This is a genomic window from Leptotrichia massiliensis (assembly GCF_900104625.1).
Lineage (GTDB): Bacteria > Fusobacteriota > Fusobacteriia > Fusobacteriales > Leptotrichiaceae > Leptotrichia > Leptotrichia massiliensis.
In genome coordinates this window covers 82495-106493 of sequence record NZ_FNVZ01000003.1, presented here as the reverse complement: position 1 = coordinate 106493, position 23999 = coordinate 82495, and the positions used below count along the sequence as shown (strand labels likewise).

The following is a 23999-nucleotide window of genomic DNA, read 5'->3' as shown; positions in this document are numbered from 1 at the left end:
CTATATTTAGTTCTAGTTATTTTTTTAAATTATTCGATTTTTATGTTTTTTTAAGGTATAATTATATTAAAGTTGCTTAAAATAAAACATAAAATATATGACTATCTAAATAAATATAATTTTTTAATAGTTTGATTTTTAGTATGATTAAAAAAATAGAAAGTATTTAAAATTATATAAAGGAGGAAAATAAAATGTCAGGTTTACTTTTGTTTGCATGGATTATGGTATTGGCAGTTATAATTGCTACTATAGTAATTTTTTTTAAAAACAGAAAAGAAAAGAATGAGTTTGATGATTTTTCGTGGGAAAGTGAAAAGAGAAAAGAAAAGAAACTTTTTGATAGAACAAATGATGAGACGAGATATCAAGTAAGGGATTCTAACTATGAGGAACAGCAATACAGTAATTCAGATGTTGAAAATAAATTGAATGATGATAAAAAATATAAAAATAATGACTTTAACCATGAAGATGAAAATAATTTACATAATCAAAATAATGAAATAAATAATCCTAGTAATAATTGGGAAAATAGAAATAATACGTATGTAACTAAGGAGAAGTTAAAATATCAAATTAAGAAGAATCAATATGATCAACCAAAAAAAATAAAAGAAAATGATTGGATGATAAAACCCAAAAGAAAGAAATCTCCATGGTGGGTAGTGTTTGGAATTATTGTTGCACTTTTTCGTTTTTGTAACAGTATAGATAATGCAAATAGGAAATCTTATACATCAAATCAGGAAATAGCTAGTCAAAGCATAACAAGTTTATATGGAGAGTGGATGGAAAAAGCTGAAGAATACGAAAATAATGGAGATTATGAAAAAGCTGAGGAGTATTACCAAAAAGCTGCTGAATATAATAAAGAGATTTATGCGGTTATAGGTACGATGTATTACGATAGCGGAGATAAGGAAAAAGGAATAGAGAAATTAAATGAAGCCTATGAAAAAGGTGCTTATTCAGCAACTGGTATGCTCGGAAGAGCTGAGGAAGAAAAAGGGAACATAGATAAAGCGAAGGAATGGTATGCAAAAGGAATTGAAAAACAAGATATTTTTTCACAACTTTCGATGGCTTTTTTATACAAAAAAGAAAAAAAGTGGGATGAAGCAGAAAAACTGATTCTTAAAGGAGCCGAGAAGGATGATAAAAGTTCAATATATCAGTTAATTTTGTTGTATTTTGAAACAAATAAGGAAACGGAAATGCAAAAATGGAAGGAAAAACTTTTTGACATGCCTCAGATAGGAAATCTTTCAGTTAATGAAAGAGATATGGTATTGTATGCTACGGGAAATGAAAATGACAGGAAATATGTAAAACTTTTATTAGAAGCAGGTTATTTGAAAGATGAGGGAAAATATAAAGAAGCAGAAAAATTATACAACGAAGCAATAAAATATAATAAAAGAGCATACAATGACTTAGGAGATTTGTATTATCTATATTATAACAAGGAAGACAAGGCAATAGAAATATACAGAAAAGGCCATGCTGAAGGTTCTTCACATGCTACGTATTCACTTGCAATATTAGAAAATAATAAAGGTAACAAGAAAGAGGCAGAAAAATTATTAAAGATGTGTGCAGAAAAAGGAAATTTAGAATGTCAGGAATCTTACGGTGAAATACTAACTGAAAATAATCAAAAGGAAGAAGGATTAGAATGGTTTAAAAAAGCTGCTGAACAGAAAGATAGTATTTCAATGTTTAAAGCAATGTATTACTATTATGAAAAGAATGACGAAGTAGAAGTTAAGAAATGGGCTAGAAAGATACTGAATGAAAAAGGAATATTGAACCTAAATTATAAAATACAAAATTATGCAGAAGAAATTATGAAGTCATAATTTTTTATAAAAAATATTATAATAAAAAGATCCTACTCAACTAAGAATGGGATCTTTTTTATGTGTTAAAATAATCTTGTGTTGATTGTTTTTGTTCAAATTTGTTGTAGTATTTTGTTTTAATTTTTTAAAGAATATTTTTTGATTAACTTATACAAATTTTAAGAAGAATATTTGTATATGCTATTTTCCTCTTTTTTTTACATCATTTTCTATTTCTTTTTTCCAGTTTTCATTAAGTTTACTGTTGGATCTAAACTCTTTTACTGCGTTATTTATTGAATCATAGTTTAGTTGAGTTCCAATGCTGTCAGATTTATATTGGGCGGCTCTTGATTCGTCTATTCCAAAACTTCCAGCTGTTTTTATTGCATCTATGTTTGCTCCTAAAAACAGGAATTCCCAATTTTCTTTTTCTTTTTGTTCACTAATTAGTTTTTTTACTGAATTTACTGTGTACTCTTTACTTGCATTTTCCATTCCGTCAGTAATTATTACAAATAGAACTTTACCAGATTTTTCCTTGGTATCCAATTTGTTTTGTTCAGATTTTACTTGGGAAATAGTTTTTCCAATGGCATCTAAAAGAGCTGTAGTACCTCTTACAAAGTATTCTTTTTCAGTCAAAGGTTTTATCATTTGTATTGGGATTTTGTTGTGCAGCAATTCATATTCGTTGTCAAATAAAGCAGTTGTTACGTTTATTTGTCCATTTTGATTTTTGTCTTTTCTTTGTTTTTCCAGAACAGAATTAAAACCTCCGATAGTATCAGACTCCAGTCCACTCATTGAACCGCTTCTATCTAAAATAAATACCAGTTCCATTTTGTTTGAATTTTTATTTTTTTTAATAAGAGGTTTTTTAGTTTTTGAAGCTGGAAAAATAATTAAACTTAATAAAAGAAAAACATATAAGTAAAAAACTTTTTTCATAAAAAATCACATCCTTATCTTTTTAATAAAATTAATGTTTCCAATTAAAGTATATCCAATTAAACAAAAAAGTCAATAAAATATTATTACAATATAAAATAAAAAGATTTAAGAAAATAAGATTTAGTTAACAGAAAAGGTAAAAAAAGATAATAGAGATGTATCAAATTTTTTCTCAAACTACAAGAAAATAATCAAATTTTTGTAGATATGATAAAATTATAGAAAAATATTACTATATTTCCTTTTTTTTTATAAATTTTTGTACTATACTATTGTTGTAGATACAAAAATATTTAAATATAAATCAGGAGGCGGTTTTATGAAATCTAGAAGTCTACTATTATTTTTAATACTATCTTTAGCTTTATTTTCAGTAGTATTATCAAATAAAAATAAAAATCGTAAAAACAGAAATGAAAATAAACCGAAAAAAGAAAATATGATTCAGACAGGAAACGAAAACATCAGGGAAATCTATCTTGCTGGTGGCTGTTTCTGGGGACTTGAGGCATATATGGAAAGAATCGACGGGGTAAAGGATGCTACAGTTGGCTATGCGAACGGTAAAACTGAAAAAACGAGTTACAACATTGTCGCATCAACGGATCACGCAGAAACAGTTCACGTAAAATATGACGCAAACAAAATTTCTTTGAGCAAACTGCTTAAATATTATTTTCAAGTTGTAGATCCTACTAGCATTAATCAGCAGGGAAATGATAGAGGCAGACAATACAGAACAGGGATTTATTATACTAATCCCAAAGATAAAGAAATTATTTTACAGGAAATTGAAGAAGAGCAGAAAAAATATACAGATAAAATTCAAGTTGAAGTTCAGCCTTTGAAAAATTATATACTCGCAGAAGAATACCATCAGGACTATTTAAGAAAAAATCCTAACGGATATTGCCACATTGATATTACTAAAGCAGATGAAGTTATCATTGATCCAAAAGATTATCCAAAACCAAGTGATGAAGAATTGAAAAAACGGCTTACTCCACTTCAATACAGCGTTACACAGAAAAAAAATACTGAACATTCTTTTTCAAATGAGTACTGGGACAATCATGAAGCTGGAATTTATGTGGATATAACGACAGGAGAGCCATTATTTTCCTCAAAGGATAAATATGATTCTGGCTGTGGCTGGCCAAGTTTTACAAAACCTATTTCAAAAGATGTTGTAACTTATGCAAATGATACAAGTTTTAATATGGTAAGGACAGAAGTGCTTAGCCGAAGTGGAAAAGCCCACTTGGGACATGTTTTTGATGATGGACCTAAAGACAAAGGCGGGCTTCGTTATTGCATAAACAGTGCTTCAATTAAATTTATCCCATTAAAAGATATGGAAAAAGAACATTACGGATATTTAATAAAATTAGTTCAATAAAATGAACAGGATAGGAGATAATTTATGTTTAATCAGCCATTACTGGTAGGAAGCGTATTCTTAGGAGGAGTAGCAAGTTTTCTATCTCCATGTATTCTTCCCATTGTTCCTGTATATTTGGGAATTTTAAGCAAAGGAAAAAAAACTGTACTTAATACCTTTTTATTTATTTTAGGACTTTCGCTTACTTTTGTAAGCATAGGCTTTAGTTTTAGTTTCCTTACGGGAATTTTCTTTAATGACACTATAAAAGTTTTGGCAGGAATAATTGTAATAATACTGGGATTACACCAGACAGGTATTTTAAAATTTAACTTTTTAGAAAAAAATAAATCTGTAAATTTGGATTTAATTGGGAAAAATTCTTCATTGCAGGCTTTTTTGCTAGGACTGACATTTAGTCTAGGGTGGACTCCATGTGTAGGCCCTATTCTTGCCTCAGTGCTTGCTCTTGCAGGGGAAAAAGGATCTGCAGTCTATGGAGGGTTAATGATGTTTATATACGTCTTAGGGCTTGCCACTCCATTTGTTCTATTTTCCTTTTTCTCTCAGGAATTACTAAAAAAAGTACGAGCTTTAAATCAATACACAAATTATTTTAAAATCTTTGGAGGATTTCTAATTATATTTATGGGAATTTTGCTAATAATGAATAAGTTTTAATAATTTTATTTTTTAAATTTTATAAAACAATTAGTAATCAAAATAACTAAAAAAAATAATTACAAAAAATATTTTAAATTTGATATAATACAGAAAGGAAGTAATTTTTATGAAAAAATTAATTGCAGCAATTGCAACTTTATTGAGTTTTGGAGCGATTTCATTCGGAAATACACTGCAGGGAGTTCAGTTAAAGGACATTAATAATAAACCTGTTTCCCTTAACAAGTACAAAGGTAAGAAAATATATATTAAAATGTGGGCTTCATGGTGTCCTATCTGTCTTTCAGGATTAAGCGAAATTAATTCTTTGAGTGCAGATAAAAGTAAGAATTTTACAGTTATAACAATTGCTTCTCCAGGGCAAAAGGGAGAAAAACCTACAGCCAAATTTATTCAGTGGTATAAAGGGCTCAATTACAAAAATACTACTGTTTTGCTGGATGAAAAGGGGGAAGTGCTAAAAAGGGCAAAAGTTTTGGGATATCCTTCAAACATTGTATTGGATGGGAACTTAAATATTGTTAAAACTTTGCCGGGACATCTGACAGCCGCACAAATCAAAGGAGCTGTTAAATAAGTGTATAGTATTTTAATAATTGATGATGAACCGATTATAAGAAGAGGTATTAAAACCTTTATTGATTTTGAAAAATATAAGATAAGTGATGTTTATGAGGCAGAAGATGGTAATTCTGCCTTTAAGACTTTTTCTGAAGTCTTGCCTGACCTTGTCTTGCTGGATATAAATATTCCCTTTAAAAATGGGCTAACTCTTGCCGAGGAGATGAAAGAGCTGAAAAGTGATGTTAAAATAGCCATTATTTCTGGATATGACTATTTTGAATATGCTCAAAAGGCTTTAAAAATCGGAGTTGAAGACTATATTTTAAAACCTGTTTCAAAGACAGATATAAATGAGATAATTTCAAAACTTATCTATAAGCTGGAAGAAGATAAAAAATATAACGAAGCAAGAAAAATTATTAATAAAATTAGTCAAGCTGAGAAATCTGATAAAAATATTTCTCATAGCAAGTATAAAGATATTTTAACAAAAAAAATTGAAGAAAAATACAGCGATATTTCCTTTAACTTAAATTCTCTGGCGGACGAAATGAATTTGTCTTCTGGATATTTGAGTTCACTTTTTAAAAATTTGTTTGGCATTCCTTTTCAGGACTATTTGAATAATATGCGGATGGAAAAGGCAAAGCTACTGCTTTTGACAACAGATCTGAAAAATTATCAAATTGGAGAGCTTGTAGGAATGGAAAACTTTAATTATTTCAATTCAAAATTTAAAAAAACTTTTGGAATGACACCGAAAGAATTTAAGAAAAGTGTGTTGGAGAAACTATGAAATTAAAAAGAACTATGAAAAACTCGATGCTGCTTCAGCTGTTTTTTTACTATATTATTGGAAATCTTCTGTTTGTACTTTTTTTAAGCAGTATTTTTTACTATACTTCAAAATACATCATAATGAACAAGGAAATTGAATATACTAACGAAAATGTTATAAGCACATCCCGTTATATTACACTCTATGCAGATAAATTGAAAAATATAATTAATCTCTTATCTGTTGATGCCGATGTTAGAAATTTTTTAATATCAGGAAATGAAGATTCAAAAAAGAGCATTGAAAAAATGATTTATTCTATTCTTGATAGTAATAAAGGAATTAAAAATATTACTGTAATCGGAAAAAATGGTAACATTGTATCCAGTGACAAAAATAATGATATGAAAATATCAGAAAATATGATGAAGGAGAAATGGTATGTCGATGCTATAAACAATTCCGATATGCCCGTTTTTAATCCCAGCAGAAAAAATTCCACCTCCTCTATGAATTCAGCTCTCTGGTTTCTTTCAATCAGTCGGGACATAAAAAATTCAAAGGGAGAAAATCTTGGTGTTATTGTTTTTGACATTAAATATGAAACTCTTGAAAGATATTTAAATTCTATTTCTTTTGGAAAACAAATCGACAATATTATAGTAGACAAAAACAACAATATTATTTACTACAAAGATGTGAAATGCTTTGCTGATAAAAAGTGTCTTGCAAAATTTTCAGAAAAGAATAAAAATAAAGATACATATTTATACGAAACACAGATTGAAAATACAAACTGGAATTTAAGAAGCCTTGCAAACACAAATGACCTAGTTACCTTAAAGAAAAATTTTTCCCACATAGTTATTATCATTTTCCTAGTTTCACTAGCTTTTTCATCCATTATTACATTTATCGTAATAACAAAGATTCTAAGACCTTTAATAAAACTGGAAAATCATATGCAAAACTTTGAAAATAATCTACGGGAATTTCATTTAAGCGAAAAAACAGGCTATGAAGTTCAGAACCTTGTAGAACATTTTAATGTAATGGTTGAAAAGATAAAATATTTGCGAGAATATGAAATAAAGGCTCTTCACAGCCAGATTAATCCACATTTTCTTTATAACACGCTAGATACAATCATTTGGATGGCAGAATTTGAAGACAATGAAAAAGTAATCAGCATTACAAAATCACTTGCAAACTATTTTAGGCTTTCCCTTAGCAACGGTCACGAAAAAATACCGTTAAAAGATGAAATTATGCACACTAAAGAATATTTATTCATACAAAAGCAGAGATACGAAGACAAACTTTCCTATTTTTTCAACATAGAAGATGAAAGGCTTCTTTCCATCGAAGTTCCAAAAATCATAATCCAGCCAATTGTAGAAAACTCCATCTATCACGGAATAAAAAACCTTTCTGGAAACGGAATTATCACAATCGACGTTTACAGAGAAAATAGCACTGTCAATATCTCAGTCAAAGACAACGGAATAGGCTTTGAAAAAGCCAAACAGTTCAAAAAAAGCAAGACAGGCGGTGTAGGATTTCAAAATGTCGACAAAAGAATAAAATTCTATTACGGCAAAAATTATGGCGTATTTATAAATAAAGACAACAAAACCGAAGGAGCAGAAGTAATTATAAAAATTCCTTTTAAATCAAGTTTGTAATGTATTCTCCTACTAAACTTCATTTAAAAAATAACAATAAAATCCTATAATAATTAATTTGATTCTTGTTAAAAAAATTAAAATCTAATTTTAAAGTATTCATCTCAAAGACTTTTATAATATTTATAAATAAAATTAATGCTTAAATAATTAAATTTAATTAAAGATTATTCCGATTGTATAACAGTACAATCTTATAAAAAAGGATTTAATTCCATTAGTTTTCTAGTTTTTACTATTTAGACAGGAAATAGTATAAATCCCTTTTAAAATCAAAAAAATTAAACTCTTGTTTAAAAACAGTTTTTTATAATGTTATTCTAATTTCAAAAAAAAAAAAAAAGACAATTATCATAAAAATGTGTTATAATGTAAAAAAAGAAAATACGGAGATGATAAATATGAAAAAATTGATTTTACTTGTAATTTTTGCTCTGACTACAGTAAGTTGCGAACTGTTCAGTCCTTCAAGATGGGCAGAATATGAAAAAGATAGAACTGAAAAAGGAGTAAAATGTTATAGACAATATGGAAATGTTTATTGTGAAGATAAATATGGAAATCGTTATTAATAAATCATTATGTGGAGAAGTGGAATTTTTGAGATTCTGCTTCTTTTTTTGCTTTTTGAAGAAAAGAAAAAACATTATTATACTAAACCTCGGTTAAATAAGAAATTTATTACAAACTTTTCTAATAAAGAATAACAACCCAATATTTTTAAATAATTAAAATATAATTTTTACTCTTTAAAATCCGTCGGAGCATTTTTCTGTGCTGACAAAACTGTTTGAGCATAGCGAGTTTTTTGTCAGTTCAGAAAAATGTCGTAGACTAGCCATAGGTTGTAGGATTTGCGGCAATGAGCAATCCTACAGAAATAAAAAAGAAAAAACATAGTAATATGGAAAAATATTTATTAATCAAAATATACAAAAAATACCCTAATTATTTTAATTAGAGCATTTTCCTAAAAAATCCATTTTACTATTTTGTTCCAAATATTCTATCTCCCGCATCTCCCAATCCTGGATAGATATATGCATGTTCATTGAGTCCAGTATCAATTGCCGCAATGTACAAATCTACATCAGGATGTTTTTCAGTAAATTTATTTATTCCTTCAGGGGCTCCAATAATGCTTAATACCGTTATATTTTTTACACCTCTGTCTTTTAGATAATCAATTGTGTAAATCATTGAACCACCTGTTGCAAGCATTGGATCTGCCACGAAAACTTGACTTTCGACAACATTTGTAGGCATTTTTGCGTAATAGTAGACTGGCTCTAAAGTTTCTTCGTTTCTGTAAACTCCCAGATGCCCTACTTTTGCGTTTGGAAGAAGCTGCAATATTCCATCTATCATTCCAAGTCCTGCTCTTAGGATGGGAACTAATGTTATTGGTTTATCCAGAACTTTTGTAGTGGTTTTTTGAATAGGAGTTTCTGTTTCAATCTCCTTGAGCGGCAAATGTTTTGTTGCTTCATAAACCATAAGTCCTGCTATTTCGTTTAAGCTTTCCCTAAAAAGTTTAGTGTCTGTATCTTTATTTCTCAAATTTGAAAGTTTATGTTCAATTAGTGGATGTTTCAATTCAAAAACTGCCATTAATAATCACTCCGTTCTTTTTTATACTGAAACTGTTTTTTCTTTAAAATTCATATTTTTTACAAAATAATATCGTCTACTGGTAAAAGTGCCGCTCCCATTGAGATTGACTTTCCTAAATCGATTTTCATAATTTTAATAAGCCGCATAATTTCCTTTGCCTGATTATCTTCCAGATACGTTACAAGAACGCTGTCAGTTCCAGGCCAGACGTGGCTATTAAAATGTTTTAACGTTTTGCTCCAACGACTGTAAACTTGTGGAATTATTATATATTGCTCAATTCCATATTCACGCATTTCCTCCTTTATTTTATCCATAAAGTAGGAATCAAAATATATTTCTATCCTCTTCAAGAAAACACCTCCTTTTCTTTAAAGTTTATTATTATTTATTTTGTGATCTTTCAGCCATTTTTTTTGCTTTTCTTGCTTCCTCTTTTGCCTTTTGTCTTCTTTCTTTTCTTTCCTCAACTATAGAATAAGCCACGGGTATAAAGAATAATGTCAGCAATGTACAGAACGAAAGTCCAAACATAACTGCTACCGCCATTCCTTGATAATAACCCGAACTTCCCTTGCTTGAAAATACCATTGGAATCCATCCAAGCACCGTTGTAAGTGTTGTCATAAGTATCGGACGAAGCCGTGAACCTGCCGCTTCCACAAGGGCCTCTCTAATTTCCATCCCCTTTTGCCGTAAACTTGATACGAAATCCAGTAACACAATCGCATTATTAACCGCCATACCAAACAGCATTAGAATACCAATCATAACAAACATGCTCAGCTGTATTCTTGTTACAGCCAGTCCAAACATTACTCCAATCATCGACAGTGGCAAAGCCAGCATCATTATTATCGGTAAAACAAATGATTCTAGCTGTACTGCCAGTACGACGTAAATAAGCGCTACTGAAATCATAAGGGCATTCATAATTTCTCCACCCATTTCCTGTTGGCTTTGAGCATTTCCTGCTGGAGCTATTCTATATCCTGAGGCAGGATTTGTTTTCTGGAATGACTGGTTTACAAATTTTGATGCATCATTTAGACCTTTTGATTTATCCAGATTTGCTCCTACTGTTACAATTTGAGAACCATTGTAAGTTTCTATAGAGGCTGCCCCTTCCACTTGTTTCATTGTGGCGATGTCTCCTAATCTTACAAATTGTCCTCCATTTGTTTTTATCATTATATTCAGTATTTTGTCAAGCGAATTTTTATACTGCTCTTCAAATTCCATATAAACTTTTAATGTTTCTGTGTTTTCAGTAATTTCTATCGGATCTACTCCCAATACAGTCTGATTTAACATTCTAGTTATGTCTGTAACACTTAGTCCATAACTTTCTGCTTTCACTCTGTTTACTTCAAGCTGTGCCTGAGGGTATCCACCTTCTGATGATGATTTTACATCTTTAAACCATGTCTGCTGTTTCATATCTGCCATAATCGCGTTGGCAATTCTGTTAATTTCTTCAGCATTATCCCCTTCCACTTGGAATGAATAATCTTTTGAAACAGAACGTCCTCCAGCTTTTGATGGGGAAACAGCGATTGTAACATTTGGAATATCGCTCATTTTTTGACGCATTCTTTCCATTGCTTTCATCGTGTCTTTTTTTACATCAACATTGATTATTGCTGATTGAGCATTTACTATAGTAGTATAATTTTTTGTAACAGGATCTTCTTTTACAATCTGTTCCATCTGCTTAGAAATTTCGTGTGCCACTTCCACATCAAGTCCTGTCGAAAGCTGTGCAACTACCGAATACTCGTCATTGTCAATCATTGGGAAAAATGCCGTTTTTACAGTTTTTCCAAGTCCAAAGACAACTATAAAAAATAGTACAATTACTCCGATTATAACTGCTTTTCTATGTTCCAAAGCTTGCTTTACAAGCTCTTTATATTTATCTCTAAACGCATTAAATCTATGTGCTTTCCCTGCCGCTCCTGATATTTTTTCAATATTTAAGAAAAGGCTTGATGCCATTGGAATAAACAGCATTGCTACAACAATCGAAGTTGACAGCGCAAACATCATTGAGAGCGAAATTCCCGCAAATACTTCCTTTGCAAACCCTGGAAATAATACAATTGGCAAAAATACGCAAACTGATGTTGCCGTTGAAGCGATCATTGGAACTATTACTTCATTTGTTCCACGTACCGCCGCAACAAGTGCTGGCTCTTTATTAATCTGAATATGATCAAATATGTTATCCAGTGTAACGACTGCATTATCAACCAGCGATCCTATCGCAAGCGCCAGACCCATAAGTGAAATTAAGTTTAGTGAGATTCCCTGTGTATTTAAAAGGAAGAAAGTAAATGCAGCTGATATTGGAATTGACATTCCAACTACAAGCGAAGCTCTTAAATCCTTTAGGAACACCAATAAGACAAGTACTGCTATTACTAATGCCTGTAAACCATTATTTGTTACGTTGGAAATCGCGTCTTTTACTTTTATACTGTTATCAACTATTATTTCATACTTTGAACCTGATGGAAATAACGGTTTCATATTTTCCAATTCTTTTTTTGCAATATTTGCAATTTCAACTAGATTTCCATCCTTACTTTTTTGAATTACAACAGAAACCATGTCTTGACCATCATATTTTGAATAAGAAGTTTTATCTTTAGTTCCATATTCAACAATAGCAATATCGCTTAATCTTACTGTCTGATTATCATTGTTTGAAATAATGATATTTTGTATTTGCTCTAGCTGTTTTAATTCTCCATCAACTCTTAGGATAAATTCTTTTGAACCATCCTTTACTGTTCCGCCTGGCACAATTGTATGAGCCGCTTTAATTTTAGCGTATATTTCACTTGGAGATAAATTGTATGCCTGCAGTTTATATGGATCCAGCTTTACTTTTACCTGCCTTGTGGCATTTCCGAATACTGATATATTTCCGACTCCCCTATTTCTTTTCAGCCTTGGTTCCAGCGTTTCTTCTATAAATGAAGTGATTGTCGATTCATCTGCTCCTCTTATCGCAATCATCATCGCCATATCCGAATTTCCCCCAGCTGTATTCAATTTTGAAACTACTGGATCATTGGCATCAGACGGCAAATCCTGTTTTATTTTATCAATTTCAGATTGAATCTGTACTTGCTTTATATCCGTATCTGTACCAAAGTTAAATTCTATCATTACACTTGAACTTCCATAAGTTGAACTTGTAGAAATATTTTTAATACCGTCAACATTAAGTGCCGCATCTTCTATTTTTTTTGAAATTTGAGTCTTAACATCCTCGGAAGCTGCTCCAGTCCAAGTCGTATTAACAGCTACTAGCGGAAAGTTAAAGTCTGGTATCAATTCCTGCTTCATTGACCGCATAGCTACAACACCTGAAAAAACCATGAATATCAGTATCATAGTTGTAGAAACGACCCTTTTCGTTGCGAAATCTGCTACTGTCATTTTTTCATTTCTCCTTAATCTTTTTGCTTTATAAAACAGCCAAACAAATTCAGAAAGTATAAAATTTTCAAAATTTGCCTGACTGATTATATTTAAAATATTAATTTTCTGTTTTTTGAGTTATAATCAATAATTTACTGTACTTTTCTAACGGTTTCGTTAGCCTGTACAACATTTTGTCCATCTATTATAAGTTCTGCACCTGCAGTAAGACCATTTCCAGTAACTGCCGCCATTTCCTGATTTTGATTTGTAATTTTTATTGGTATTGCGATTGCTTTACCATTCTGAACTATATAGACCACTTGTTCCACTCCTCTTACAACAATGGCTTTTTTAGGAATTATTAATCCATTTTCTGCTCCAGTGTCTATGCTTGCTGTTCCATACATTCCGCTTTTTAGCCTTCTTTCAGGATTAGGAATTTTGATTTTTACAATAAACTGTCTTGTTGCTGAATTTGCTGCAGCTGATACTTCATATACTGTTCCTACCATCTCTTCCCCTTGCAGCTCATCAATTTTTACTTTTGCCTGTGTTCCTACATGGATTTTATTTATTACTTCTGCTGAAACTCCCACTTCCAGTTGCATTTCCGATTCATTTACCACAGTAAACAAAGCACTTCCAGCTGATGTTTGCTGATGAAGTTCCAGCTTCATATTTGCAATAGTTCCCGTTGTATTTGTCTTTATTACAGATTTTCTATTTGTGTCATTTGCCGAATCCAGTGCTGCCCGTGCTGAGCTTAGGCTGTTTTTTGATGCATTTAACTGGGCTCTTGCAGCATCATAATTAGTTTTTGCTTTTAAATAATCTGTTTCAGTTACTAGCCTTTTATTATAAAGCATATTGTATTTTTCGTAATTTATTCTAGCTTCTTCAAGTGCGGCAGCGGCTGAGCTGATATTTGATGAGGCGGTATTCACATTTGAAGTTGCACTTGCAACATTTGATCTTGCAGCCTGATTGTCAATTGATACAATTACCTGTCCTGCTCTTACACTATCCCCATTTTTTGCATTTATTACAACTATTTCTCCAGAAGAAGTCGCTGTATAAGGAACTTCCTCGATACCTTTCAAAGTTCCGCTCGCTGTATAGCCCAAAGAAATTGAGTTTTGTCCAATAACTTGGACTTTTACTGGTCTTGCATTATTTGTTGCAGCTTGTTTCTTCTTTCCGCAAGATATGGTAAACATCGCAAGTATTGCCAATGCTACTACGATTTTTTTATTATATAATTTCATTGTTTATTTCCTCCTGTTTTCATATTTTCAAATCCGATTAATCAAGAAAAGCTCCATATTGTGATACAAGATAGTAGTATTTAAGTCTTGAAGTTGCATAATTTACACGGCTCTGGCGTAATTTTGCCTCTGCATCAAGTAAATTATTCATTGTTATCAAGTTATAATTGTATCTTTCTTTTTCCAGTTCGTACGTTTCTTCTGCACTTTCCACTGCAATTTTCAATGCTTCTAGACTTTTTTCAAGCGCTTGCAGCTTATAATATGTTTTTCTCATATTCGCCTTAACCTGCTCCAATGTCTGCTCTGATTTTACTTCTGCGATTTCTTCAGTTTTTTTAGCATATTTTACATCTTCTTTTCTTTTGCCCCAGTCAAAAATATTCCAAGTAAATGTCACTCCAGCAGCCGATGAAAAATCCTTCACTTCAAATACATCCTTTAATTTATTTCTCGAATCTAATGCCCCGTAATTTAGAGTTCCATTAATTGTTGGAAAAAAACTGGCTCTTTCCAGTTTTGTATTTTTTCTGCTTATATCAATTTGTTTTTGTGCAATTTTATACTCAGTATTTTGTGTTGTTAATTTTTCCATATCCTTTGCCAAATCAATTGTCTTGGTAAAATTGTCTTCCACTCCAAACGGCACTATTTCAATGCTGCTTGGATTTGGCACTCCAATTAATATTCCTAAAGATTCTTTTGCTATTTCAATGTTTCCTTGCTGTTCTACAATTTGGGCTTCCATAGCCTTTAGACTTCTTTCTGCTTCTTTGTATTCAGGCTGTGTAACCATTCTCAAGTTATATTTTTCAGTCTGAATTTTATAGTTTTCATCCAATGCTTCCTTTGATTTTTGCAGTACCCCAAGCGTACTGACTGCCTCATATACGTCAATATATGCCTGAACAGTACTTAATACTGTATCTTTCTTTGTTTTATCCAATTTCAGCTCAGTTAATTTTAAGCTGTCTTTGCTTATTTCGTTTCCTAATTTTAGTTTCCCGCCTGTGAAAAGTGGCTGTGACAGTGACAGATATTGCTGGTACGCTTCCCCTGTCTTTTTCGAAATAATATCTTTAAAATAAGCATTTGCCGAAGCATTATAGCTTACTGTAAAAAATTTTTGTTTCCAAGTTCTGCTTACATCAATTTGCCCTCTATCCATTTCTAACATTCCTATTTTTATGTCTTTGTTGTTTTTCACAGCCATTTCAGCAGCTTCTTGAATTGTTATTTTTTGTGCAAAATTGGGAATTGCAATTAATAACAGCAATATTGACACTGCTATTTTATTTCTGTTTTTTTCCATTTTCCCTTCTTCCTTCCTGAACTTATTTTAACGCATTATTTATAAATTTTATTATTTCCTTCAACGAATTTTCGACTTTTCTTGTATTTTGGATATTAATCAGGTCATCATCTTTCATCTTTTGCAAATTTTTCAAGACAAATTCATCATATAAAAATTCCTCTATTGAAATTAATATAAATTCTGATATAACATCTGTATTATATTTATTGCCATTTTTACTGTTAAATTTTTCAACAATATTTATTTTTATAAAATCAGTTGATTTTTCTTTCAATTCTTCAAAAAAGTTTCTTAATTTCGGGTCAATTGAATATTTTTCAACACTGTTTAATCGCATATTATTCAAAATTTTAACAACATAATTCATTTTAGCCTTTACGTAGTCTTCTAGAACTTTTTCTGGTACTTGATTAACATTTATATTTTCAAGATTTCTATTAATTTCTTTTTTTATTTTTCCTAGAACTTCGTAAAGTAGTTCATCCTTAGTTGCAAAATATGTATAAAAACTCCCTTTAGATATTCCTAGGTCCTTCGTAATATCCTCAACTTTAGTTTCCTTATACCCATTTTTTGCAAACAGTTCCCACGCTTTATCTACTATTTTTTTTCTTTTCTGACTTCTTGCACCCTTCTTCTTTTCCAAGCGTCTCCCACCTAACAAATAAAATTGACCTGTAAGTCATTTTTATATAATATACTGTTTTTTCTATTTTGTCAATTAATTTTGTATTTGAAATTATATAGTAAAATTTTGTTATTTTTCTAGGTTAAGACAGGAAGAAAAAAATTTTTTAGAGTTAATATATTATGGATTTAAAGACATTACATGTGTAGCTACTTTTGTTAATACATATTTTACTGCTAAAAACAAGTCTTTTCCTGTTAACTCATTTTTTGAATATGTAATTTCCAATTTTGAATTTCCTAAAAATTTATCTGAAGTTAAAAATTCTTTAGTCGAAGTTAATACAGGGTATTTTATTTTTAAATTATCAAATCTAAGTTCTTCAAAACATTCAATTGCACCTAATAATATGTTTAATGATATTTCTTTAAATTTAATTGTCTTAATATTTGTTTTGATTGAAGTATTTGCACTATCGTTATGAAATAAATCAATTAAATTTCCGTTTCCAGTAAGAACTTTATAGTGGTAAATTTTATTTCTCATGTTGGATTCAATAGTATCGATATTTTTTCTATCTTTAAGTAACTTTTTATTTGAAAAAGCAAGACTTTTTTTATAAAAATCATTTTCTTTTGATTTATTTTTAATCTTTTGTTCAGGTATAGCAGGAGTTTCTGATTGAAGTCCTGTTTTAATAAGTGCTTGTTTTAATTCAGAAATATATTTTGAATCATTTTTACTATGAAAATACATTGTTTCTAAAATACGATTTTTATTTGATACATCATTATCATATTTTCGCTTAAATTTTAACTCTTCATCTTCTATTACAAATGGACAGTATCTTGCTCCTCGTCCTATAAGTTGTGCTTCTTTAATTGTGTAAGAACCAATTTTACCTGATTTTCCACTAGATTGCCTTGTGTCATATAATCGTACAATATCAAATAAATTTAATACATCCCATCCTTCGTTTAGCATGTCTACAGCAAACACGATTCTTATAGGATTAGAAATATCTTCCAAAGAATTTACCAAAATTTGTTTTTCTTTGTTATCATCACTTGTACCATTTATAATTAAAGCAGTGTCTTGTGAAAATCCATTTTTAATAGAATGTAATAAAATTTCTAAATTTTCATCTTTTTGTTTAAAATAATGAATTGCTTTACTTAAAATATCAATTCCAATTGATTCTAAATTTGAAAGTTCATAACTAGTTAGATTTTTTATTTTCTTAAAAAAATTATTATAAAATGATTTTGATTCTGTAATTTTTCGTGATTTTAAAAGAATTACAGGTTTAATATTTAATTTCAAATCAGCAAATAAAAATTTACGATATTCACTTAGTACAAGTGCTATTACCGTTCTAGTCCACAAATCTGTATCTGTTGCGAAATTTTGAAAATCTTTTGTGTATTTGCTTTCTCTAAAGGAAACAAGTGAGTAATTAAATACTGTTTTGTCTTTATATTTATTATTTACATTAGCATCTTTAAGATCGCAAGTCGCTGTAAATTCGAGCATAATATTATTTTTATTTTGTATTAGTGCATTCATTACTGAATATTCCCATTTTCTATTTGATTCTTCTTCATTTTTAGTAGTTTTTTTGGTTAATGAATTTACATGATGACTTTCATCTGAAATAAATACAATTCTGTTATTTTCAAAATCGTCATATGTCAATGAATTTTCCTTAGCTTCAAACAAATCAATATGAAGTTTTTGGATAGTTGTAAATAAAATTTCTATATCTTCAGTCTTGTTGTCACTAAAATTATCTACTTTTTTTATATTAATTTTATTACCCAAATATTCAATAACGTCATTAAATAAATATTTACTTGATAAAGGGTTAGTAAAATTTTCTATTGTTTTTTCCAGAATATTCGTTTGATTTACAAAAAACAAAAATTTTCTATATCCTTTTGTGTATAAGTATAGTATAAGTCCTGCCATAATAACAGTTTTTCCACTGCCTGTTGCCATATGAAATAAAGTATGTACTTGTTTATTTTTCTTTAGCTTATCATTTTCATAATACACTAAAAAGCTTTTAAATGCTTCTATTTGATATTCTCTAAGTATAATTTTTTTAGATAAACCTTTTGTAATAATTTCAGGTATATCAATGGAAATAGCTTCTTCTTTTAAAATATCTACTTTTTGGTATAAAAATTGTTCATTCATTTACTTAACCTCTATTTTATTTTTTATATAACTTAATAAATCTTTGTAATTTTTTAATTCTGTTATATAATTATTAATTTGGCTTTCTGTATCGAATCTTGTACAAGTTCCCTTTTTTTGAATTTTTGAATTTTTAATTTCTCGATAATCAATAGCACCCATAATATAAGCTTTAGTGTAAACTTTGTCGATATCATTTTTAATTATATATGTTAAAACTACAAAATAATCATCAGACTTATTTGCCTGGATAACTGGATATAAGAAATTCCAATTTTTATTTGGAGTATAAATAGTTTCAGCAGTTTTTACATCTAAATAAAAAGTTTTGTTCTTATTATTTATCGCAATATCATATTTATCATAAAAATATTCTCTAATTACATTTATTTCTTCTGTAGTAGGTTTAACTTTTTTTAAAATATTTTCTATTTTTGAAAAATTGAATTGTTCTTTCCAATGATTAATATTGAATTTAGAAAGATCTAAGTTATTTTTTAAATAATTCAATACAATTTGCTCAGATATATATCCTAATTCACTATCATGTTCTACAACTGTAAATTTATTATGATTTATTCCATTATTTTTTAAAAATTCCTTACATCTTTGTCTAAAATTTGAAAATTTTTTAGCATTTAAAATTATATTTTTATACTTATTTTCCTTTAAATCAAAATTAATATACATATTATATTTTCCCCCTAATTAAATTTTATAAAATGATTCTGAGAATTTTTTGTCATTCTTAGTTATCTCAAAAGTTTCATCTTCTATATCTGAGTAATTTACATACAGTTTATTTTTATCCACTATATTAATAAGAACCATTTTTTTCTCTTCCAATGATAAGTATCTAAAATTTTCATCTGCTTTTTTTAGTTCTTCCCTTGTAACGTATGGAATAATTCTTTCATCACTGTATACTTCTTCTTTTACTTCTAAAATATTATTTTCAGTTGCTAAGTTTATTTTATTTATAATTAAATTTGCATTTTCAAGAAGTTCACAATATACAAATGAACCTCCACCCTTCCAATTTAAAGCTTTAGAAATACCTGTCTGCTCACCTTCGATAACTTTAGATAATCTTTTCACAGATATATCTTCCACATAATTCATTTGTTCGATTCCTATATATCTACGCCCCATTTTGTGGGCAACAGCACAAGTTGTTCCCGAACCAAGGTGATAGTCTAGTACTATATCATTTTCTTTTGTGGAAATTTCAATTATTTTTTTTATCAAATCTTCAGATTTTGGATAATCAAAAATATTTTTGCCAAATAATTCTTTCAAATCTTTATTAGCATCTTGATTTGTAGCGACATCATCCCACCAAGAATTAACAATAACCCCTTTTAAATTTTTTTCTGATAAAAATAACTTGTATCTAGGTTTTCCTTCTCCTTTTTTAGGGAAAACAATTCTATTATCATTTAAAAGTTCATAAAATGTTTCTTCTTTAAATCTCCATTCGTCTGTTATTTGTTTTCCAGTAGGAGTTGTGATAGTATATAAAGAACCGCCTTTATTAGTGCACGGCATTGTCTTATACGCACCTCTAATATCATTATCTGGGTTTTTATAATCTTTAGAGTCTGTATTGTTTAGTATATTATTAAGAGTTGCTAGTTCGCTTTTTTTATAAATTAGTATATATTCATGGATAATTGATAAATTTTTACTTAAATTAGCCTGCGACTTTCTTCTTCTGTAAACAATTGTTCCAATAAATTTTTCTCTACCAAAAATCTCATCCATCAAAACTTTTAAATATGCCTGTTCATTATCATCAATTTGAACAAAAATAAAACCATCATTACTTAGCAGTTTTTTAGCCAATTCTAATCGATTTTTCATGAATGTTAGCCAAGCTGAATGGTTAAATTTATCGTTATATTTAAAACTATCAGAACCTGTATTGTAGGGTGGGTCTATGTAGATACATTTAATTTTTTCGCCGTATCTTTTTAACAGACTAGACAATACAATTAAATTATTACCTTTAATTATTAAATTATCATTATCATTAAAAATTATATTTTTTTCTATTCCATTTTTTGTATATCTTTTAGCATTTGTTAATATTTTTGGATTAAGCATACGAGTTATTTCATCACTTGCAATTATTTCATTATGAAAAATTTCGTTATTTTTTTGATCCTCTTTATTTTGACCTCCTTGAAGGACACAATCTTTATATGGAAAATTCAATACTACATCATTGGATTTAGAAATAAATTCTTCATTTTTAGTTAAACCAATTTTATTTATATATCTTGTGTATGAGTTTGCCAAAAATTCTTTTGATTCTATAAACCAAGCAAATTTTTGCTTATCAAAAACAAGTGTACCGTTTACTTCTTGAAAAAATCTTTCTTTAATTTTGGGGTTAGAAATAAGTACAAAAAGCAAGTCTTTATCCATGTTTATTATATCCTGATAAACACTAGCTTTAAGTAATTTTCCATCTTCTGATACGTACTTTTTTAATGTTAATAGTACATCAATTACTATTTCAAAAATATTTTTATTCATTTTTTGCCTCCCAGTTAGAATATATAATGTTTTCCAAATTCATATTTTAAATTTTTATTATTGTATTTATCAATTTTAATAATTTAGTAATTATTGCTACTAAATAATGTTAAATTTATTATAAAATTATGTTTGTTTCTTGTTTTGATTATACTATTTCAAAAAAATTATTTCAAGAAAAATCATTTTAAGAAATTTTATTATAAATTATTTTGCGTTTGAAACAACTGATTTAGTGAGAATTTTAGATATTTATAAGTTAAAATTTACATAGTTTTAAAATAAAAAATAAAAATAATAGTTTTTAAAATGAAAAACAAAGATTTGTATGCTATACTTCAAAGCTGCATATAATAAAAAAAGAAAGACTTTTGTAGTAAGATTATTTGGGAGGATAGGACAATGTGGGACATTGCCGAAAATGTTGAAGAAAGAAGGGATATTGAGCAAAAAACGTTAAATGGGGTAAAAATAAAAATTATAGGAATAGGGAAAATAGGGAACAATGTAATAAATAAAATGGCAGTAAGAGATGATATAAAAGCTAATTTTATAGCAGTGGATGCTGAAAAAATTAATCTAGATAATTCAAAAGCTGATACAAAAATATTTGTATCTTCGATGATTTCTTATGAAGCCGTAGAGGGTTTAAAAAAACAAATTAAAAAAGACCTAGAAAAGACAGATATGGCATTTATTATAGCTGAAATGGGTGAAAAAACTGGAACACCTGCCTCAGCTATTATTGCAGAAATTGCAAAATCAATGGATGTATTAACTGTTGCTATTGTATCAAAACCCTTTAAATTTGAAGCTCCTAATAAAATAAAACTTGCTAAAAAAGGAAAGAAAAGATTAAAACATTTCGCTGATACTGTAATAGTTATTCCATATCAAAAATTAAATGATTTATACGCAAACTTTTCATTGGCAAATATCTATGAAAAAGGAGAAAAAGCCTTTGTAACAATTGTAAAAGGAATATTGGACTTAATAAAAAAACAAGGAATTGTAAATTTAGACTTTGCAGATATTAAATCTATATTGCAAAATTCAGGCAAAACAGTATTGGGCTTTGGGAAAGCAGACGGAGAGGATAGAGCAAAAAAGGCAGTAGAACAAGCACTAAATCCCCCACTTCTAGAACGTTCAATAAAAGGTGCAGGAAAAATACTAATGAACATAACCTCAGGAAATGACATACGCCTCGAAGAAATTAGCCAAATTGCCACAGCAGTAGCCAAAAGTTCCGAAAATCCAGAATTATTTCTCGCATGGGGAACAGTCTTTGAAGAAACTAAATTTGAAAATTCTGAAGATTTTGAACAAAAAGGGAGCTGTGTAAAGGTATATTTGATTGCAACAAATTTTTCGGATTAATAAAAAAATTAAAAATTTATAAATAAAAAAAGAAAAAACATTGACTAATTAATTAGATATGATATAATTACATTGAAAGAAAAGTTTAAAAACAGGTGTTACACTACCTTAAAATGAAGCAACTTTAAATGCAAAGCTACCAATTATGGTAGCTTTTTGTTATTATTAGAAGAAAAAGCGAAATTGTATAAAAAATAGTAAAAAGTTCTAATATATTTGATAAAAATATGTTAAAATCTAGAAAAGAAAACTTTATATATAAAGGAGAAGAAAAATGGACGGTGTTGGAATAAAAGTTGTCGGAATCGGTACAGTGGGAAATAATGTATTGAATAAAATAATGGAGAAAAAGATTGCAGAAGTTGAACTTGTGGGAATTGATGCAAATCAACGGAATTTGGATAAACTGAATGTAGGAACAAAAATATTGGCTTCTGAAGATTTAAGTGAAAAAGTGCAGAGTGCATTGAAAAATACTAATTTAGTATTTATTTTGACAGAAATGTCGGAAAAGAAAAATAACGAGATAGCCTGCATTGTTTCAGAAGTTGCCAAAACAATGGGAATATTGACAGTAGTTGTAGTTGCTACATCAATTAATTCAAATGGAGAAAATAATGAAATCAAAAAATTAGAAGAAGTTTCTGATACTGTTATAGTTTTGCCTCTTAAAAAATTAGTGGAAGCAGATTCTAGTGCAGCTTTTGATAAATTATTTGAAAAAAGAGATGAAATTTTTATAAAAAATGTAGAATTTATAACAAATCTAATAAAAAAACAAGGGATAGTGAATCTTGATTTTGATGATGTAAAAATAATGCTAGAAAATTCAGGGGAAGGCATAACAGCATTTGGTAAAGGTGAAGGGCAGGATAAGGTAAAACTTGCTACAGAACAAATAATAAACAGCCCTTTTATAAAAAATCTTCCAAAAGCGAAAAAGATACTGTTAAGCGTTACAGCAGGACCAGACATTGGATTAACGGATTTACAGGAAATAACTATGATTATAAATGAAAAAATTGGAGCAGACCAAACAAATATACTATGGGGATACATTATGGATGTTAAGCTTGAAGATAAAATTGAAGTGGAAATGTTGATAACGGATTTTTCTAAATAAATGTATATAAAATAATACTAAAGTTGAAGTGTGTATTATAGAAAAAAGTAAATATGAAAAATTAGAAGTTATAGAGGTAAAAGTGTGATAAGAGAGATTAATATACTAGATGCGAAGGATATACAAGAAATTTGTAAAGATGAGTTAGGATATAATGTTGATATTAAGACTGTCAAGACACAAATTGAAAAATTATCTATTGATTATGAACATCATATTATCGCAGTATATGAAGATAAAGAAACAAGTAAGGTTGTTGGTTTTGTTCATGCAGAGATGTATGAAAGTTTATACAGTGATATTGGATTAAATATATTAGGATTAGCAGTAAGTTCCAATTTTCAAGGCAAGGGTATAGGAAAAAAACTGATGGTTTTTGTTGAAGAGTATGCTTTAAACAATAATATTAATTTCATTAGATTAAATTCTGGTTCTCATCGTTTAGAAGCACATAAATTTTATGAAAATATTGGTTATACTTGTAATAAAACTCAAAAACGTTTTATAAAAATATTTCGATAAAGAGGTGCTAATAATAAAATTTTAAAATTTAAGAGAAGTAAAAGCAGTAAGCTTATGCTTCTTTTTCTTTTTTGATAAAAAAATTGT

General features: G+C 29.0%; 20 protein-coding genes. 10 read left to right on the top strand and 10 right to left on the bottom strand.

Annotation, left to right across the window (positions count from 1 at the left end; translation table 11 throughout):
- Positions 1 to 194: 194 nt before the first annotated feature.
- Entirely contained in the window at positions 195 to 1862 is a 1668-nt protein-coding gene (locus BQ5344_RS01310) for a tetratricopeptide repeat protein (protein ID WP_071123858.1), read from the top strand.
- A gap of 183 nt (positions 1863 to 2045) precedes the next feature.
- Here BQ5344_RS01310 and BQ5344_RS01305 read toward each other — a convergent pair whose 3' ends face one another.
- Positions 2046 to 2795: a vWA domain-containing protein gene (locus BQ5344_RS01305; protein ID WP_071123857.1), complete on the bottom strand. Its 750-nt coding sequence runs from the start codon at positions 2793 to 2795 to the stop codon at positions 2046 to 2048.
- 322 nt (positions 2796 to 3117) lie between these two features.
- Here BQ5344_RS01305 and msrB point away from each other — a divergent pair, with 322 nt between their 5' ends.
- The 6 genes from msrB (at position 3118) to BQ5344_RS12260 (ending at position 8462) form a co-directional block, all read left to right on the top strand.
- Entirely contained in the window at positions 3118 to 4197 is a 1080-nt protein-coding gene (gene msrB, locus BQ5344_RS01300) for a peptide-methionine (R)-S-oxide reductase MsrB (protein ID WP_071123856.1), read from the top strand.
- 24 nt (positions 4198 to 4221) lie between these two features.
- On the top strand, positions 4222 to 4860 hold the full coding sequence (locus tag BQ5344_RS01295; RefSeq protein WP_071123855.1) for a cytochrome c biogenesis protein CcdA: 639 nt from the start codon (positions 4222 to 4224) through the stop codon (positions 4858 to 4860).
- A 109-nt stretch (positions 4861 to 4969) separates the two neighbouring features.
- Entirely contained in the window at positions 4970 to 5440 is a 471-nt protein-coding gene (locus tag BQ5344_RS01290) for a redoxin family protein (protein ID WP_021743702.1), read from the top strand.
- Entirely contained in the window at positions 5441 to 6223 is a 783-nt protein-coding gene (locus BQ5344_RS01285; RefSeq protein WP_021743703.1) for a response regulator transcription factor, read from the top strand.
- Positions 6220 to 7890 (top strand): sensor histidine kinase, encoded by a 1671-nt coding sequence (locus tag BQ5344_RS01280; RefSeq protein WP_071123854.1) that lies wholly within the window; start codon positions 6220 to 6222, stop codon positions 7888 to 7890. Before BQ5344_RS01285 ends, BQ5344_RS01280 begins: the two co-directional genes overlap by 4 nt.
- 401 nt (positions 7891 to 8291) lie before the next feature.
- Positions 8292 to 8462: a hypothetical protein gene (locus BQ5344_RS12260; protein ID WP_162840179.1), complete on the top strand. Its 171-nt coding sequence runs from the start codon at positions 8292 to 8294 to the stop codon at positions 8460 to 8462.
- 415 nt (positions 8463 to 8877) lie between these two features.
- Here BQ5344_RS12260 and upp read toward each other — a convergent pair whose 3' ends face one another.
- The 9 genes from upp to BQ5344_RS01235 form a co-directional block, all read right to left on the bottom strand.
- Positions 8878 to 9501 (bottom strand): uracil phosphoribosyltransferase, encoded by a 624-nt coding sequence (gene upp, locus BQ5344_RS01275; protein WP_071123853.1) that lies wholly within the window; start codon positions 9499 to 9501, stop codon positions 8878 to 8880.
- A gap of 59 nt (positions 9502 to 9560) precedes the next feature.
- Positions 9561 to 9857: a PG0541 family transporter-associated protein gene (locus tag BQ5344_RS01270; protein ID WP_071123852.1), complete on the bottom strand. Its 297-nt coding sequence runs from the start codon at positions 9855 to 9857 to the stop codon at positions 9561 to 9563.
- A gap of 31 nt (positions 9858 to 9888) precedes the next feature.
- The gene (locus BQ5344_RS01265; protein WP_071123851.1) at positions 9889 to 12954 is read right to left on the bottom strand and encodes an efflux RND transporter permease subunit; all 3066 of its coding nucleotides are present in this window, start codon (positions 12952 to 12954) and stop codon (positions 9889 to 9891) included.
- 134 nt (positions 12955 to 13088) lie between these two features.
- On the bottom strand, positions 13089 to 14204 hold the full coding sequence (locus tag BQ5344_RS01260; protein WP_071123850.1) for an efflux RND transporter periplasmic adaptor subunit: 1116 nt from the start codon (positions 14202 to 14204) through the stop codon (positions 13089 to 13091).
- A gap of 37 nt (positions 14205 to 14241) precedes the next feature.
- Positions 14242 to 15516 carry a TolC family protein gene (locus BQ5344_RS01255; RefSeq protein WP_071123849.1) on the bottom strand — a complete coding sequence of 425 codons (1275 nt, stop codon included), beginning with the start codon at positions 15514 to 15516 and terminating at the stop codon, positions 14242 to 14244.
- A 22-nt stretch (positions 15517 to 15538) separates the two neighbouring features.
- Positions 15539 to 16165 carry a TetR/AcrR family transcriptional regulator gene (locus BQ5344_RS01250; protein WP_071123848.1) on the bottom strand — a complete coding sequence of 209 codons (627 nt, stop codon included), beginning with the start codon at positions 16163 to 16165 and terminating at the stop codon, positions 15539 to 15541.
- A 162-nt stretch (positions 16166 to 16327) separates the two neighbouring features.
- Positions 16328 to 18346 (bottom strand): DEAD/DEAH box helicase family protein, encoded by a 2019-nt coding sequence (locus BQ5344_RS01245; protein WP_071123847.1) that lies wholly within the window; start codon positions 18344 to 18346, stop codon positions 16328 to 16330.
- Positions 18347 to 19036, bottom strand: coding sequence for a hypothetical protein (locus tag BQ5344_RS01240; RefSeq protein ID WP_071123846.1), 690 nt, complete (start codon positions 19034 to 19036; stop codon positions 18347 to 18349).
- Positions 19037 to 19054: 18 nt separating this feature from the next.
- Positions 19055 to 20887, bottom strand: coding sequence for a DNA methyltransferase (locus tag BQ5344_RS01235; RefSeq protein ID WP_071123845.1), 1833 nt, complete (start codon positions 20885 to 20887; stop codon positions 19055 to 19057).
- A gap of 402 nt (positions 20888 to 21289) precedes the next feature.
- Here BQ5344_RS01235 and BQ5344_RS01230 point away from each other — a divergent pair, with 402 nt between their 5' ends.
- The 3 genes from BQ5344_RS01230 to BQ5344_RS01220 all read left to right on the top strand — a co-directional run bounded on the left by BQ5344_RS01230 (position 21290) and on the right by BQ5344_RS01220 (position 23912).
- Positions 21290 to 22267, top strand: coding sequence for a cell division protein FtsZ (locus tag BQ5344_RS01230; RefSeq protein ID WP_071123844.1), 978 nt, complete (start codon positions 21290 to 21292; stop codon positions 22265 to 22267).
- Positions 22268 to 22541: 274 nt separating this feature from the next.
- Positions 22542 to 23390 carry an FtsZ/tubulin family protein gene (locus tag BQ5344_RS01225; RefSeq protein WP_071123843.1) on the top strand — a complete coding sequence of 283 codons (849 nt, stop codon included), beginning with the start codon at positions 22542 to 22544 and terminating at the stop codon, positions 23388 to 23390.
- Positions 23391 to 23474: 84 nt separating this feature from the next.
- Entirely contained in the window at positions 23475 to 23912 is a 438-nt protein-coding gene (locus BQ5344_RS01220) for a GNAT family N-acetyltransferase (protein ID WP_071123842.1), read from the top strand.
- Positions 23913 to 23999: the final 87 nt, after the last annotated feature.

What these genes read in the sequence shown, in the direction of transcription:
- BQ5344_RS01310 (WP_071123858.1), top strand. Translation starts at nt 195, where the DNA reads ATGTCAGGTTTACTTTTGTTTGCATGGATTATGGTATTGGCAGTTATA.
- BQ5344_RS01305 (WP_071123857.1), bottom strand. Translation starts at nt 2,795, where the DNA reads ATGAAAAAAGTTTTTTACTTATATGTTTTTCTTTTATTAAGTTTAATT.
- msrB (WP_071123856.1), top strand. Translation starts at nt 3,118, where the DNA reads ATGAAATCTAGAAGTCTACTATTATTTTTAATACTATCTTTAGCTTTA.
- BQ5344_RS01295 (WP_071123855.1), top strand. Translation starts at nt 4,222, where the DNA reads ATGTTTAATCAGCCATTACTGGTAGGAAGCGTATTCTTAGGAGGAGTA.
- BQ5344_RS01290 (WP_021743702.1), top strand. Translation starts at nt 4,970, where the DNA reads ATGAAAAAATTAATTGCAGCAATTGCAACTTTATTGAGTTTTGGAGCG.
- BQ5344_RS01280 (WP_071123854.1), top strand. Translation starts at nt 6,220, where the DNA reads ATGAAATTAAAAAGAACTATGAAAAACTCGATGCTGCTTCAGCTGTTT.
- BQ5344_RS12260 (WP_162840179.1), top strand. Translation starts at nt 8,292, where the DNA reads ATGAAAAAATTGATTTTACTTGTAATTTTTGCTCTGACTACAGTAAGT.
- upp (WP_071123853.1), bottom strand. Translation starts at nt 9,501, where the DNA reads ATGGCAGTTTTTGAATTGAAACATCCACTAATTGAACATAAACTTTCA.
- BQ5344_RS01265 (WP_071123851.1), bottom strand. Translation starts at nt 12,954, where the DNA reads ATGACAGTAGCAGATTTCGCAACGAAAAGGGTCGTTTCTACAACTATG.
- BQ5344_RS01260 (WP_071123850.1), bottom strand. Translation starts at nt 14,204, where the DNA reads ATGAAATTATATAATAAAAAAATCGTAGTAGCATTGGCAATACTTGCG.
- BQ5344_RS01255 (WP_071123849.1), bottom strand. Translation starts at nt 15,516, where the DNA reads ATGGAAAAAAACAGAAATAAAATAGCAGTGTCAATATTGCTGTTATTA.
- BQ5344_RS01245 (WP_071123847.1), bottom strand. Translation starts at nt 18,346, where the DNA reads ATGAATGAACAATTTTTATACCAAAAAGTAGATATTTTAAAAGAAGAA.
- BQ5344_RS01240 (WP_071123846.1), bottom strand. Translation starts at nt 19,036, where the DNA reads ATGTATATTAATTTTGATTTAAAGGAAAATAAGTATAAAAATATAATT.
- BQ5344_RS01235 (WP_071123845.1), bottom strand. Translation starts at nt 20,887, where the DNA reads ATGAATAAAAATATTTTTGAAATAGTAATTGATGTACTATTAACATTA.
- BQ5344_RS01230 (WP_071123844.1), top strand. Translation starts at nt 21,290, where the DNA reads ATGTGGGACATTGCCGAAAATGTTGAAGAAAGAAGGGATATTGAGCAA.
- BQ5344_RS01225 (WP_071123843.1), top strand. Translation starts at nt 22,542, where the DNA reads ATGGACGGTGTTGGAATAAAAGTTGTCGGAATCGGTACAGTGGGAAAT.